Annotated in this window: 9 protein-coding genes; 3 read left to right on the plus strand and 6 right to left on the minus strand. The window is 56.0% G+C overall.

What is annotated here, in order from left to right:
- Nucleotides 1-174: 174 nt before the first annotated feature.
- Nucleotides 175-3,153 carry a tetratricopeptide repeat protein gene (locus ABX962_RS14270; RefSeq protein ID WP_372720495.1) on the minus strand — a complete coding sequence of 993 codons (2,979 nt, stop codon included), beginning with the start codon at nucleotides 3,151-3,153 and terminating at the stop codon, nucleotides 175-177.
- 651 nt (nucleotides 3,154-3,804) lie between these two features.
- The gene (locus ABX962_RS14275) at nucleotides 3,805-4,650 is read right to left on the minus strand and encodes a protein kinase family protein (RefSeq protein WP_372720497.1); all 846 of its coding nucleotides are present in this window, start codon (nucleotides 4,648-4,650) and stop codon (nucleotides 3,805-3,807) included.
- A 426-nt stretch (nucleotides 4,651-5,076) separates the two neighbouring features.
- Between ABX962_RS14275 and ABX962_RS14280 the strand changes: the two genes are divergently transcribed.
- Complete coding sequence (locus tag ABX962_RS14280) at nucleotides 5,077-6,156, plus strand: substrate-binding domain-containing protein (RefSeq protein WP_372720499.1); 1,080 nt, start codon at nucleotides 5,077-5,079, stop codon at nucleotides 6,154-6,156.
- A gap of 264 nt (nucleotides 6,157-6,420) precedes the next feature.
- Nucleotides 6,421-6,618: a putative motility protein gene (locus tag ABX962_RS14285; protein ID WP_372720501.1), complete on the plus strand. Its 198-nt coding sequence runs from the start codon at nucleotides 6,421-6,423 to the stop codon at nucleotides 6,616-6,618.
- 25 nt (nucleotides 6,619-6,643) lie between these two features.
- On the opposite strand, the gene ABX962_RS14290 is transcribed toward ABX962_RS14285, so the two are convergent.
- Nucleotides 6,644-8,362: an NADPH-dependent assimilatory sulfite reductase hemoprotein subunit gene (locus tag ABX962_RS14290; protein WP_372720503.1), complete on the minus strand. Its 1,719-nt coding sequence runs from the start codon at nucleotides 8,360-8,362 to the stop codon at nucleotides 6,644-6,646.
- Nucleotides 8,363-8,544: 182 nt separating this feature from the next.
- Between ABX962_RS14290 and folD the strand changes: the two genes are divergently transcribed.
- Nucleotides 8,545-9,444 (plus strand): bifunctional methylenetetrahydrofolate dehydrogenase/methenyltetrahydrofolate cyclohydrolase FolD, encoded by a 900-nt coding sequence (gene folD, locus ABX962_RS14295; RefSeq protein ID WP_372720505.1) that lies wholly within the window; start codon nucleotides 8,545-8,547, stop codon nucleotides 9,442-9,444.
- A gap of 7 nt (nucleotides 9,445-9,451) precedes the next feature.
- Here folD and ABX962_RS14300 read toward each other — a convergent pair whose 3' ends face one another.
- From ABX962_RS14300 to ABX962_RS14310, 3 genes are all read right to left on the minus strand, one after another.
- On the minus strand, nucleotides 9,452-10,885 hold the full coding sequence (locus ABX962_RS14300; RefSeq protein WP_372720507.1) for a class I adenylate-forming enzyme family protein: 1,434 nt from the start codon (nucleotides 10,883-10,885) through the stop codon (nucleotides 9,452-9,454).
- A gap of 199 nt (nucleotides 10,886-11,084) precedes the next feature.
- Nucleotides 11,085-12,107, minus strand: a complete 1,023-nt coding sequence (gene fba / locus ABX962_RS14305) for a class II fructose-bisphosphate aldolase (RefSeq protein ID WP_339937425.1) — start codon at nucleotides 12,105-12,107, stop codon at nucleotides 11,085-11,087.
- 181 nt (nucleotides 12,108-12,288) lie between these two features.
- On the minus strand, nucleotides 12,289-14,259 hold the full coding sequence (locus tag ABX962_RS14310; protein ID WP_372720509.1) for a YjhG/YagF family D-xylonate dehydratase: 1,971 nt from the start codon (nucleotides 14,257-14,259) through the stop codon (nucleotides 12,289-12,291).
- Nucleotides 14,260-14,488 lie beyond the last annotated feature (229 nt).

The following is a 14,488-nucleotide window of genomic DNA, read 5'->3' on the forward strand; positions in this document are numbered from 1 at the left end:
ATCGCGTTGGCAGACGTTGGTCTCTCAGATGGTCCAACTCGGTCTAGTCGATGGCGACAAAGTCCACGCCACCGACTGCTTCGCCCCCCAGTTTACCAAAAAGGTGTCGTTTACCAAAAAGGTGTCGGACACCTTTTTGGTGGAATAGGGGGTGTGGGTGGTTTTTGGTTTGGGTTAATCCTTTGAGGGATTCTCGGCGGGGAGCAGTTCTTGGGGGGCCGGCGTCCCGAAGTCGATGGCTTCGTCGCGAAGCATCGCTGCGGCAAGATGCCGATTCCATTTAATGGTCGGCGAGCGAGCTGCTAATCGCAGGTACGCTTCGCCGACGCTCTGGTCGCCGCTGTGCCACAGAAACTTTCCGATAAAATAGTTCAAGTTGGTCGGGTCACCCGGCGGTGCCGTGCGGACTAAGGAGTCGACCTTTTCGCGATCAAACGAAGTCTCGTCTTGCGAATCAAGCAGCAGTTGTGCCAGCGTCACTTCCACCTCGTGTCCCGCCGGGGGGGCGTCTTTTTGAGCGGCAACACGCACCAGTAGTCGGCGAGCCACTTCTGTTTCTCCCAATTCAGTCGCAAGCACTGCAGCGTGAAGGCCATCCCACGGGTTGGCTCCGGAATCGTAGAGTCTTTGAAAACGTAGGGCGGCTTGCGACGTATTGCCTTGAAGTTGATCGAGGACGGCAAGGGTTTGCTGGTGACCTTCGAGAGGTTCGCCTATCGATTGCAAATAGCGTTTCGCAAACGCAAATGCTTGCTCGACGTTACCCGATCCGGTTCGCCGACAGAAGAAATACCAGTCCAGCGATTTGCTGTCGTATCGCTGGGACAACCGCTGTACCCAGAGCTCGGCAGCTTCGTTATCACCAAGTGCTTCGTGACAGTTGATCGCGGTAATCATCGCCCAAGCAGCCCAAGATTGTGCCGCTTGCTCGGCATAAGGTAACGCTTCGGCGAATTCCCCCTGGCTCATGTAGTGCTCGGCAATTTGCACTCGAATTCGATCTTGGTCCAAGCCGGAAGCAGGAAGCTCGAGTGAGGCCGACAACGTTTCGATCCATTGTTTGGTTTTCCCTTGCTGCCCATAGAGATTAGCGAGTGTCTCGAAACTTTTTGCCGTGGGATACAATTCAATGATTCTTAGCAACAGCCGTTCGGCATCGCTCCAGCTCGCGGCCACGAGATACTGTTGAGTCAGATTCTCGAGCACTAATAGGTTGTTGCCAAAATCCGATTCGAGTCGGCCACGTTGTTGATCGTTCAGCGATTGCCATCGGTATCGAATGTGCCCGACGGCATACATGGGCGACTTTGGACTGACCGATCGCAAGAAAAATGTCGCCGTGTCTCCCAGCGAGGCATGGCCACGTTGCAATTGAAAAACTAAATCTCGGTAGACGAGATCCTGATTGTCAATTCCTTTGATCATTACTTGGTCAGCAAATGGACGATATAAATCCGCAAAGTAGATTGCCATTGGCTGTAGCGAAACTTCCATATCGTCCAAGTCAATGGATTCAAGAAAGCGAGGTAGCTGTTGGACGTTGATGTCCAGAGTTCGTCCGTAGCCGAGCAGTCCTTGTTCGTAGGGGTGACCGCTAATCAACGGGCTCAACCCCGATACGAGTGCGGACATCTCATTTAAAGGCAATCCCAAGTTGTTTCCTTGGACAAACAGAAGATCCGCCGCCTTTGCAAAATTAACTTCTCGAATCAACTGTCCGAGAAAATCCCAAGAGAGCTCGCCGTTATCGCGGCGTACCTGTCCAGCATCATGCAATTCGTCGATCAGCTGTAGGCGTAGCCCAATTTCTTGCCGCATCGCATCATTGTTCAACCCCGCCTCGGCGGCTCGATCGGTAATGTTTCGGACCGACGATGGTAGTTCTGTGGCTTGGGCCAACCGATCATAGAGCGTTTGAGCAAAAACGCCCAGTGCTGCTGCGGTGGCGCCGCGTTTAACCCCCAGCGTCGCACGATGCGACAAAAAATGGTAGGCGGGCAAACAGGCCTCCTGTTCCTTGACCAGATTCATTGCTGCCTCGGCGGCGAACGCGTGATCTTCGAGCGGCTCAACCGCCAAAAACTGCAAGTATCGCACCAGCGAGCGTTGCGACGGATCCGCTGCCAATTTCTCGAGACCATCCGCGTCGAAACGCACAAACGCTTGGATCACTTCCGTGGGCAGCGTCAAGTCAGCTTTCTTCTTCGCCAATAAATCGAGCTGATCGAGCGCAGTTTGGTGACGCCCCAATAGTGCAAGTACATAGATGTAGGATTGTCGCGCATCATTCGAGCCCGAAGTGCGGGCGAGCAAGCGTTGGGAATACAGCAGCGCCCGTGCTTTGAGTGCTTGGTGCGCAGGGCTGCGAAGAAACGCGGTAAGCGTGCCGAGCCGTGCGTAGGATTCTGCTAACGCAGCCAAGCTCTGCGGTGACTCGCCGCTGGTTCGATGAATTTGATGCAAAGCACGGATCGCATTGAATTGCGAAATCAAGTCCCATTGGGAACTGGATTGCACCACGTCATCGGGAAGGGAACTGTTCTCGAGAATGGCATTCGAGTTGCCTTGGTATCCGACCTCTTTCAGGACTTTCGGAAACTCATTTCGCGACAATTGTTCCACCGCCGCCGCGATCTCCTCAATCGCCTCGGGACGCGGACGCGATAGTTGGACCGTTTTCTCGAAGACCGTTTGCGGAACCGGTGCATCGTCGCGAAAAATGCTGATCTCAAGTCGATCGGAATGCTGCAAAAATAGATCGCCTGGGATCGACGAGACAATCTGAACCGAGCCCTTCGTCGTGTCTTGTGCCGCCGCCGGTTTGTCGGAATCGACAAGTGACTCACGCAGCGTCGCATCGCGAGTCCGTAATCCCAATTCATCTCGCGCCGAAATCAGCAGCGACTGACGCACCAATTCACGCAGCAGTAGTCCGCGGTGAAAACTCGTCCGGTCCGTTGGATCGCCACTGTAAGACTTTAGCAGCAGTGCATCGGGTCGAAACGGCAATGGTGGTTTTGTTGCTCGCGACGACTGAACCAGCTTCGCGACGTCGTGAAGAGACGCGTGTGAGTCGCCATCGACGGGACTCTCGGCACGGGCATTGGAATAGAGGGTGCAAAACAGCAGAATGCCAGATATCCACCAACGCATATTTGTGACTCCGTCGAGAATCCGTATCAAGGGGGGCGAACAGGCGAACGCTGTTCCGCACAGGGGGGGGCCAAGAAACGCGTCATGCAATAGTTGCGGTCGAAATCCGCAATGACGCCCTCAAGAACTCTGGACATCCTACTTGAATGTCATCCGAGGGGGAACTAGATTCTACAGCGGAGCGGCGGTCGATCGCTAAGTCTCTGAATTGAAAGCCGGAACGTTATCGAAATTAAGGGCGATTCACCCGCGGGCAAGACTATCGTAAGGACCGTCGTATCAATTTGCGGAGTTCAAAACTGGCCCTGTTTCATAGCAATCAGAAGCGTCGATTCCGCGGACTTGGTAAAATTCGCTCAAGCAACGAAGTGGTCTTTTCCGCCCCCTGTTGCAAATTGGCTCCGACGCCTTTGTGTGCTCGGCCGGCTTTCATGACCGCACGAGAACGCCACAGAATGCAGATTCTGCCAAACACTGAACATGATCCCCGGCAAATCGCTTCTGCTATTTTCTAACCTGCCATTTTTTAACCTTCTCGCTCGGCCGCGGCGGCTTGCGACAACGTCGACGCCGGAGGTGAAAGAGGTGGGAAACGGACGAAGCGTGAGCTGAAAACAGGGCTGAAAACAGGCTGGAAGCCTATTCTACGTTTTACGCGGCGCGTCGGCGGCGTTTTTCGGGTTCGATGTGGCAACCGAGACTCTCGATCTCGAGCCGTAACAATTGCCGTGTCACGTCATTGGCGGTGGGGCGGTCGCTGGGGCGAGGCGAGATCATCGTCTCGACGAGTTCTGCGACCGGCGAAAGCAACAAATCACTTGCCGCTTCGACCCGTGTCAACCATTGCCAAAGGATCCGTCCGAGCGAGAAGATGTCTGATGCCGGAAGCGCCACCATCTTGTCCGTCATCGTTTCGGGGGCCGCGTACTCAGGCGTGCCACGAAACAATCGTTTGGGTGAACAGTGCACCCGTTCGGCAAAACCAAGGTCGATCAGCGTTACGTGGCCGGTCGCACCGACCATCACGTTCATTGGCTTCACGTCGCCGTGAACCCAGCCGCCTGCATGCATTGCTTCGAGTGCTTGTGCGACTTGACGCACCAACCACAGACCCACGGGAAGCGGTTTGCGAGGCTGTTGATTCAAATGCTCGTGCATCGTCAACGCGTCCAACCGCGGCATCACCAAAAAGGGCGACGTGCCGGAATCCGATGCGTCCAAGACCGCGATCAAATTGGGATGAAACACCTCGGTCGCGCACGCCGTGAACTGCTGAATTTGCCGCAGCGACTCGATCGTGTTTTCTCCGATCCCGCGTCGTACGACGTAATCCCAGCGAGGGCTGCCGGTGGCGTCGGCCGGTTGGGCATAGGCCAATTCCGCCGTGTCGCCTTGGTGGATCCTTTTTCCAAGTCGCCAAATACCTAAGATCGTTCCGCGCGAGTCGGTGGGACGTGTTGCTGTAGCAATTGGATTTTTCGTTGAAACTTTGGACATCGTAAGTTTCCCCACCCGCGTGTTGAACTAAGAAGAAGACAGAGGGCACCGCATCCTCGCTACCGAATCCGTACCGACATCATCGGTGCGTTCCGCGTTGTCGGTGCGTTCCACCGTCAAAGCATCGACCAGTCAGCCTAGCTAGGTCGAACCGCTAAAGACGGAACCCTAGAAACATCCGAAACTGCCTAACCGGAACGACCGTTTGGGTTTGCAAGGCAGCCCCGCATCTACCTGGCGTTTTGCACACTGTGTGACGTGTGAAGTCCTTCTCAAAGCGATCTTCAAGTTTTCCGGAACGAATTGGCAGCGATTCTTTAACTGCTGTAGCGATGCCGTTGGGAGCTGACAGCGAGCGATGAAGTTCCGTTATGATGGGAATTCGATTTTCCAAATCCCGATTTCACATTTTGATAGGCGCTCGCTGTGCGATATTTGTCGGTTGCAATTTGCATGTTGTTGTTGGTGGGGTGCGGTTCATCCAAGGAGAACGCGTCGACGGACGGTTCCTCTGCCAAAGCGTCGGCTCCCACCAAGGGCTCGGGCCGTTTTCCGCTGGAGGCCGGGAAGTACACGGTTCTGGGGATTCTGACCGACAACCAGGACAATAGTAAAGCGAAGGAGAACGCCGAAACGACGCTATTAACGAATCCCGACGTCGCTTGTCTCGTCGGGCTGTGGAACATCAATACGCCAATGATCTTGGCGGCACTCCGCAGCAGTGATGCGGTGGGCAAAGTAAAAGTGGTCGCATTTGACGAGCACCAAGAAACGCTCGCCGGGATTCGCGAAGGCACGGTCGTCGGAACGATCGTCCAACAGCCCTATGATTTTGGCTACCGTAGCGTTGAGTGGTTGACGATGCTCGCCAAAGACAAGCCGGTCGAGGTGCCCGAATCAGGTCTGATCTATATTCCGCACGATACGATCACCCCTGGAAATGTTCAAACGTTTTCGGACCGCATCGATGCGATCAAGGCTGGAAACGGACCTAAATTGTCGCCCGAATCGGATCTTGATGGCAAACGGGTGCATGTCGCTTTCATCAGCAACAGCATCGATCCGTTTTGGACGCTGGCCGAATTTGGCTGTAACAAAGCTGCTGAGCAATTCGGTTGCAAGGTTGATGTGCAGATGCCGTCGACCGGTTCGATCGAAGAACAAAAACGGTATCTCGAAACGAATGCGGCGAACAAGCTTGATGGGGTTGCGATCAGTCCGATCGACCCTGCGAACCAAGTTGGCATGATCAACGAAGCGTGTGAGTCGATGACGGTGATTTGCCAAGACAGTGACGCGCCAACATCAAAACGCAAGTTCTATCTTGGCACCAGCAACTACATGGCTGGCCGAGCAGCGGGCAAGTTGATTAAAGACGCGTTGCCCGACGGAGGCAAGGTGATGATGTTTGTCGGCAAAATGGAAGTCCTCAACGCTCAAGAGCGGAGCCAGGGAATTATCGACGAACTGTCCGACAAACCGGTGCCGGAGGTCTTCCTGCAGTAGGCCAATGTCGCCCGACGTCCTGTGGGATAGACTTCCAGCCTGTCATCGCGTCCTCGACAGCTTGGAAGCCTATCCCACGTTGATGTAGCTTGCCCAACCATTACAACCGGACCGATCCGGGCGAAACGGCGGGAATGGAGTTGAGAATCCTCGAGTCCTTGCGAAGGGATGCCGAATTCAAATCGATAAGTGACGTAAGTTTCGGCAAAGGAAGAAGCGATTCAGCCTTTTCGACAATTCTCAGATCACGACCAAGGTTCGCCCATGTCATCGATTCATCCTGCCGTCGCGAGCGTTCTGAACGCTCGCAATGATGCAACGCAACAGCAAGTGCAGATGGCCGTGATCGCCAAAGGCTTGGACGTCCAAGAACAAACCGGCGACGCGATCAACGCGATGCTTGAGCAAGCCAAGCAAGTACAAACACAAATTGCCAGCGGACATCTCGACGTCCGCGTCTAAGTTGAGCTCGTTTTCAGGCAGTTAGCTACGGGCGAGGTGCAGCAGCAGCTAGCACTTCCAAATCATCGCGGCCAACTCGGGTGCAGAACGTGCCCAGCGATTCACCTTCGAGACGATTTGACTTGTAAGCTGAGAAGATCCCGATCAGCTCATCCGCGACATCCGCATCCTTGACCAAGTCCTTGTAGATGTACGCCATGCGGTCGCCAACCCAGCCACCGCCAGCAAACAAGGTGTACTTGTCCTTGGCTTTCCCGACCAATGCCAAGTCGGCGTTATAAGGACGGGCACAGCCGTTCGGGCAACCGGTCATTCGTAGCGTGAATCGTTCTTTGTCCAGCCCAAGCTTGGCCAATGGCTGTTCGATCGAATCGATGATGCCAGGCAGACGTCGTTCGCTCTCGGTGATCGCCAATCCGCACGTTGGAAGCGCCACGCATGCGATCGACCACCGACGCACCATGCTGATGTCTTCGGTCAGCTGAGCGTTGTGCTTCTTGATCAAAGCGATCAACTTGTCTTTGTCACCTTCTTCGATATCGGTGAAGATGATGCTCTGGTTCGTGGTCATGCGAAGTTCGGTTTTGAACTCGTGGCATACCGCGCGGATCGTCGCTTTGAGTTGATGGTTTTCGTTGTCGTACAAACGGCCATTTTCGATGTTCAAGCCGTACGACCATTTGCCGTCGCCTTGTTCTTGCCAACCCATGTGGTCATCGACTTCGTGCACGTCATCTTCGGTGCAATCTTGCAGCGATTCACCGAAATACTCTTCGACCTTGGCTCGGAACTTTTCGATACCCCAGTCGGCGATCAAGTATTTCATCCGCGCGACTTTTCGATCTTCGCGATTTCCGTGATCCCGTTGCACCTTGACCACCGCGACGGCAACGTCGACCGCTTGCTCAGGGGTGCAGAACGCCATTCGTTTGGCGAGTGCTGGGAAGGTCTTTTTGGCCGACGGGGTCGTTCCCATGCCGCCACCGACCAACACGTTGTATCCGATGACCTTGTCGTCTCGAATGACCGCCAGAAACCCGAGGTCCTGGGTGTAGATGTCGATGCAATTGTCGTGAGGCAACGCGATGCCGATTTTGAATTTACGTGGCAAGTACGTGGGGCCGTAAAGCGGTTCGACGACTTCGCCGCTGCCGCCACCTTCGAGCGTCGACTCACCCGTTTCAGGATCGGTCACCCACAACTCGTGATAAGCGGGGGTTTGTGGTGCAAGGGCAACCACCAGTGAATCGGTCAGTTTATGCAGGTCGCGATAAACCGCGTTGTCACGTTTAGCGGGACAGCAAACGACGTTTCGGTTAACGTCGCCACACGCGGCAAGTGTCGAGAGCTGGATCTCGTTGATGCGGTGAATCGCCTTGCGAAGATTGCCCTTGACCACTCCGTGAAGCTGTAGCGTTTGCCGCGTGGTGATCTTGAGCGTCGAATTGCCTAGTTCGTCACACAGATCCAATTGGGCGAGCATTTGGTCGCAGGTGATTCGGCCGCCCGGAATGCGGCAGCGAACCATCATCGAAAACTCTTTGCCGCCGCCGGTCTTCTTGGCGGCCATCCGCGCATCGCGGTCGTCTTGCTGGTAGGTGCCGTGGAATTTCAGCAGCTGTTGATTGTCTTTATTGAATTGATCCGTGTCCTCGGTCAACTCGACGTCGATCGTGCCTTTCAGGAAATTGCTTTCCTCTTTGATTGATTCGTTAGCGCTTAATTTTGGAGCGTCGGTAGACATCGAGACTCAAATCCTGTGAGATTTCGTTTACGTAAATAGGTGGCACATTCCGTCGCACATCGGCGGCGTCGTTGTACCCAGTGGGGTTCCGCAAAGTTGTGCGGTTTACGAATACTATAACGACGAGACCGAAATGCCACTATGGCGATCAAAATGACTCTTTTTCCCGCATGAGAAACTCAATGGCAGAAATACTCGATGGCAAGCGAATTGCCGCTGAAATCCGTTCCGAAGTGGCCCTGGATGTCGAGAAGCTCAAGCAGGATCTAGGCCGCGACGTCGTTCCCTGTCTCGCTGCCGTTCTGGTGGGTGAGGACCCCGCCAGCCAGGTGTATGTTCGCAATAAGCAACGGGCCTGCGAAAAAGCGGGGATCGAGGGGCGAACGCATCGTTTGCCCGCCGACACCAGCCAAGCTCAATTGTTGGAACTCGTCGAGCAGCTGAACAAGGACGACACGGTCAACGGGATTTTGGTTCAGCTGCCGTTGCCAGCCGCAGGCAACGGCGGCGCCGGATTCGACGAGCGCGAGGTACTCGATGCGGTTGACCCGCTAAAAGACGTGGACGCTTTTTCGCCAGTAAACGTCGGGCTTTTGATGCAGGGACGGCCGCGTTTTTTGCCTTGCACCCCGCATGGGATCGTGCAATTGCTGCATCGCTGCGACATTTCTGTGGCCGGAAAACATGTCGTGGTCGTCGGACGCAGCGACATCGTCGGCAAGCCCATGGCGATGATGTTGGCCCAGCGTGACGGAAGCTGCGGCCGCGAAGTCGCCAACGCCACGGTCACGATCGCTCACAGCCGGACCGCAAATCTAGCCGAAGTATGCCAGTCCGCCGACTGCTTGATCGCCGCGGTGGGGGTACCGGAAATGATCAAGGGCAACATGGTCAAACCCGGTGCCGTGGTGATCGATGTCGGAATCAACCGCGTGGGTGACAAATTGGTTGGTGATGTCGCGTTTGCCGAGGCAGCCGAAGTCGCCTCGGCGATCACGCCGGTTCCCGGAGGCGTTGGCCCGCTGACGATCGCCATGCTGCTGCACAACACCGTGCTGGCGACGCGTCTGCAAAATGCGTAAGCCGACATTACTCGATCTCTGAAAATCGGTTTTCAACGATGCGGCTGCGGCAAATTGTCCCTTTTGCCGTCAGCTCGCCAGCGAGTGCACTCAGCGGCGGCGAAAAGTAAAGCCGTTGGTCTGGGACCTGCCACGAAGCGTCATTGGCAAGCACTTGGCGAACACCCTTGTCGATTTCACCGCGGTCCGCGTCCTGCTGAATATCAAGCCACAACTGCAGCGAATCATCACGGTAAATCAGCATCGAATGTCGGATGCAGGCCAGGAGGTTGATGCGTTGTTCGATCGACGCGGGAAAAATCTTGTGACCATTGGGCAGCACAATCACATCGTCGCTGCGACCCAAAATCCGAAACTGTTTTGAACCTGCATCGACTTCCACGAGGTCGCCCGTTTCAAACCAGCCATCACGGTCAATCCGCTGCGCGGTCGCCTTGGGATCATTCCAATATCCCAGCATCACGTGATCGCCGCGGACAAACAATCGTCCACCGCGGATGTCGATCTCCCAGCCTTCGACCGGACGACCGACCAATCCAGCAATGGGATCCGCAGGCGTTGCACTACAAATCACGGGACCGGTCTCGGTGCACCCGTAACCTTGAATCACCGTGACGCCACGCTCGGCCCAACGATCAAACGTTTCGCGTGTGAGCCCCGCGCCGCCACAGCCAAGAATTTTTAGCCGCGACAGACCAAAAGAGTCTGGCTCTTCATCAAGCAGCCGATTGGCCAAGCTAGGGACAACGTTGGCGAGCGTCGGCCGGACATGCGAGACCAGTTGTTTCCAGCCCGCATAACCGTAAGTCAGAACAAGGGTACAGCCACTTAATAACCAAGTGCCAAAGTCGCATGTCCGCGCATAGGCGTGCGCCAGCGGCAGACTGGTGATCCGCACGTCGTTGGGCGATTGCGGCACCGCCTTCAGTTTGGCGTAGGCGTTTTTGACGAGCGTTTGCTGCGAGAGCGTGACCCCTTTTGCCGTCCCGCTGGTGCCGCTGGTCCACAGAATCAGCGCCGCTGAGTTGGGATCGGTCGCTTTTCGCTTCGCGAACGTAGCGTCGTCCGCAGCTTGCGCCGAAGCAAACGCGACCAAGGTTTCTTCGCCAATCCAGTGCCCGCCGACGCGATCCCAACATGCTTGTTGGTGTGCCGGGAGAGTCCGGCTGCTGATCGGAACATTGATCGCACCGACGCGGGCGGCGGCGAGTGTTAGCACCACATCGTCAATCGTATTGCCGCTGGTGTAGCCGATTCGTTTTGGTAGCGACGGCGATGACGCGAAAAGATCATCAAGATGGGCCGCCGTCGTCTGGACCAGCAACGCTAATTCACGCCAAGATCGCGAGCAAGGTTGCTCGTTTTCCCAGGTGATCAGAGCGACCGAATCGGCTCGCGATTGCACCTGTTCATCAAACGCATCGAGCAGATTCGTGTGCATAAGAAATGGGAAAGAGGATCCCGTTTATCGATTGGTATCCGTAGCGAAAGTCGCAGGGACTTTTGGTCTCCATCGCTCATGGTCGAAACTCTCTGCGAGTTTCGCTACGCACAAAACTGACTAATACCAAACCTTCCCCAAGCAATGTTGGGGAAGGGGATTGTTCATGCAATGACAGGCTGGACGCCTATCCTACTGCTTAGGCAGTGGCGCCCATCGACTTGCGAAGCTTCTCGGCGTTGCCGGCTTGGCCGAACGAAACCATACGTGCGACACAAACTTCTTTCATCGCGGTACGAGCTGGCTTCAAGTAGGCACGTGGGTCAAAGGCAGCCTTGTCTTCGGTCAATACCTTGCGGATCGCACCAGTGATCGCCATACGGCAATCGGTGTCGACGTTGATCTTGCGAACACCGCTCTTGATGCCGCGTTGGATTTCTTCGACAGGCACGCCGTAGGTTTGCTTCATTTCACCACCGTACTTGTTGATGATGTCTTGAAGCTCTTGTGGCACCGAGCTGCTGCCGTGCATGACCAAGTGAGTGTTCGGGCATTTTGCGTGAATCTCTTCGATTCGGCTCATTGCCAAAACTTCACCGGTTGGCTTCTTGGTGAACTTGTACGCGCCGTGGCTGGTGCCGATCGCAACGGCCAACGCGTCAACGCCGGTTTCGGCAACGAAGCGAGCTGCTTCATCAGGATCGGTCAACAATTGGTCGTGAGTCAAAACGCCTTCGGCACCGTGCCCGTCTTCTTGCTCGCCGCCGCCCGATTCGAGCGAACCGAGGCAACCGAGTTCGCCTTCAACGCTGACGCCGCGAGCGTGAGCGGCTTTGACCACTTCGGCGGTGACGCGAACGTTGTAGTCGTAGTCGGCCGGGGTCTTGCCGTCGGCTTCGAGCGAACCGTCCATCATGACGCTGGTGAAACCGTTGTCGATTGCCGACAAGCAGGTTTCAGGGCTGTTGCCGTGATCTTGGTGCATCACGATGGGAATGTGGGGGTACAACTCGGTCGCTGCAATCATCAAGTGACGCAGGTAGTTGTCTTGCGTGTACGAACGAGCGCCACGCGATGCTTGGATGATGACGGGCGAATCGGTTTCTTCGGCCGCCTCCATGATCGCTTGAATCTGTTCCATGTTGTTGACGTTGAACGCGGCAACGCCGTAATCATTTTCTGCTGCGTGGTCGAGTACAACGCGAAGTGGAACCAAAGCCATGACTAGCTACCTGAGTGCTTGAGGAAAAGTTTGTAAGTTCAAGTTTGTACGGATTATCCCCGACTGGCCCGGTCTCGCAAGGGCTTTAGGATGCGGTTTCCCCCACGAGCGATAGGGGGGCGACAGCAAGCGGATGCGTGGCATCGCTGGCCAGAAGGGCAGATTTTCGGCAACGGCTTTCTCATTGCCCCTGTCTTGCCTTTAGCCCCGCTTCAAGCGTCGCTACGATCTCGTCCACGTCGTAGACACAGCCTCCCCAGGTTCCCCCGCCGACTTGCTGCAGTGCTGCCCATAGTCGCGTATCGGCGGGCATTTCCGCTTCGACGGCCAAGTCCGGGTGCGGTCCGCGTGCGGCAAGCCGCTGCCCGACCGTCGTTTCCGTTGCCCCCGGTTCGAGTACCAAATCGACCCTGCCGGTTAGCGAGACTCGGTCGACTTCGATTTCGATGATGTCGCCGTCGCGGACCTTGGCAATCGGACCGCCCGCCAATGCCTCGGGGCCGACGTGCCCGATACAGGCCCCAGTGCTGACGCCGGAAAAACGAGCGTCGGTGATCAAGGCCACCTCTTTGCCGAACGACAAGTATTTCAGTGCCGACGTGATCTGATACGTTTCTTCCATGCCACAGCCAAGCGGTCCGCGACCGATCAATACGATCACGTCACCCGCCTTGATCGCCGGTTCGGTTTGTCCCTTGATCGCGGCGATCGCAGCACGTTCGGTGGTGAAGACTCGAGCTGGACCCCGTTTTCGATAGACGTTGTCCTCGTCGATCACGCTCGGGTCAATCGAGGTCGCCTTGATCACTGATCCTTCGGGACAGAGATTGCCGCTGGGGAAACAAACGGTGCTGGTCATTCCACGACGTGTCGCTTCGGCTGGCGGGATGATCACTTCATCTGGATCGACACCGTCGGCCTCGACGAGTCGGTCGCGACAAACCTGACGCCGATCACTTGCTCGCCACTGGTCGATCAATTCGTTCCATGTGTTGCCAGTAATTGTGATTGCATCGGCGCGAAGCAGGCCAAGTTCTCGCAAATGCCATGCGACCTCGGGAACTCCACCCGCTAAGAACAAACGGACCGTGGGATGCCCGACGGGACCATTAGGTAAACAGTCGACAAAGCGAGGTACCATTTGGTTGACCTTGCGAAACGCCGCTGCATCAGGCCGTTTTAGTCCGGCGGCTGCAGCGATCGCAGGGATGTGCAACAACAAGTTCGTGCTGCCGCCGACCGCCGCGTGAATCAGCATCGCATTGAAGATCGCATCGTCGGTCAACACGTCGCGAAGCGATTGGCCTCGCAGCACCATTTGCCTGGAGGCTTCCGCTGAATCGCGAGCCAATTTTGTCCAAATCGGTTGACCGCTCGGAGCGAGTGCCGCATGCGGTACGGTCATCCCAAGGGCTTCGGCAACGACTTGGCTAGTCGCCGCGGTTCCCAAAAACTGGCAACCGCCACCTGGTGTGCCGCATGCTCGGCAACCCTCGAGTGACGCTTCCTCGAGCGACATTTCACCGCGTGAATAGCGGACGCCGATCGTTTGCACTTTTCCCGCGTCTTCACCCACGGTGGGCGGCAACGTCACGCCGCCCGGAACCAATACGTTAGCAAGCTGGCTTGATCCGGCCAGTGCCATCATCATCGCAGGCAATCCCTTGTCACAGGTCGCGATGCCGATGACGCCTTTTCGCTGCGGCAGCGAACGGATCAATCGCCGCATTACCATCGCCGCATCATTGCGATAGGGAAGCGAGTCGAACATTCCCTGAGTTCCCTGCGTCCGCCCATCGCACGGATCGCTCACGAATGCGGCAAAGGGAACTCCGTCATTTTGGCAAACTTGTTCCGCCGCAGCCTGGACCAACAAGCCGACTTCCCAATGCCCTGTGTGGTAGCCGAGCGCGATTGGGGTGCCATCCGGATTCCGCATCCCCCCCTGCGTGCTGAGGATCAGGTACTGGTCGCCCAGTACACGTCGTGGGTCGAATCCCATGCCGACGCTTTGAGTCAAACCAAACAGATCGCCGCTGCTCCAATTTCGCAGGATCTCGTCGCTCAGCGGCAGCTTTCCGGTCGGCCCAGTGGCTTTGGTTTGGACGGGGGAAACATTTTCAAGAGCACCAAAGTAATCAGGTTCGCTCATAGGGATACCACAAAAAAAACGGTAGGACGAATGGGGATCGTCCTACCGTAGCTTGAAATGTTCCGCGAGGGAACTCGATGTCAGGCTAGAAGCCTTTTTATACCCCAAAACTCATTTGCTTGAATGCAACGAAAGCTTCAACGATGGTCGAGAAACGGCTCATCCCACGCCAGAGAGTTTTTGAGCCGGGAGGACCCTGCGATTTTTTGTCGATGTAGCCGCCTAGAAT

The organism is Novipirellula sp. (genome assembly GCF_041583735.1).
In the GTDB taxonomy this organism is placed as follows: Bacteria; Planctomycetota; Planctomycetia; order Pirellulales; family Pirellulaceae; genus Novipirellula.

Coding starts and splice junctions, on each gene's coding strand:
- fba (WP_339937425.1), bottom strand. CDS start 12,107: ATGGCTTTGGTTCCACTTCGCGTTGTACTCGACCACGCAGCAGAAAAT.
- ABX962_RS14285 (WP_372720501.1), top strand. CDS start 6,421: ATGTCATCGATTCATCCTGCCGTCGCGAGCGTTCTGAACGCTCGCAAT.
- ABX962_RS14275 (WP_372720497.1), bottom strand. CDS start 4,650: ATGTCCAAAGTTTCAACGAAAAATCCAATTGCTACAGCAACACGTCCC.
- ABX962_RS14290 (WP_372720503.1), bottom strand. CDS start 8,362: ATGTCTACCGACGCTCCAAAATTAAGCGCTAACGAATCAATCAAAGAG.
- ABX962_RS14310 (WP_372720509.1), bottom strand. CDS start 14,259: ATGAGCGAACCTGATTACTTTGGTGCTCTTGAAAATGTTTCCCCCGTC.
- ABX962_RS14300 (WP_372720507.1), bottom strand. CDS start 10,885: ATGCACACGAATCTGCTCGATGCGTTTGATGAACAGGTGCAATCGCGA.
- ABX962_RS14270 (WP_372720495.1), bottom strand. CDS start 3,153: ATGCGTTGGTGGATATCTGGCATTCTGCTGTTTTGCACCCTCTATTCC.
- folD (WP_372720505.1), top strand. CDS start 8,545: ATGGCAGAAATACTCGATGGCAAGCGAATTGCCGCTGAAATCCGTTCC.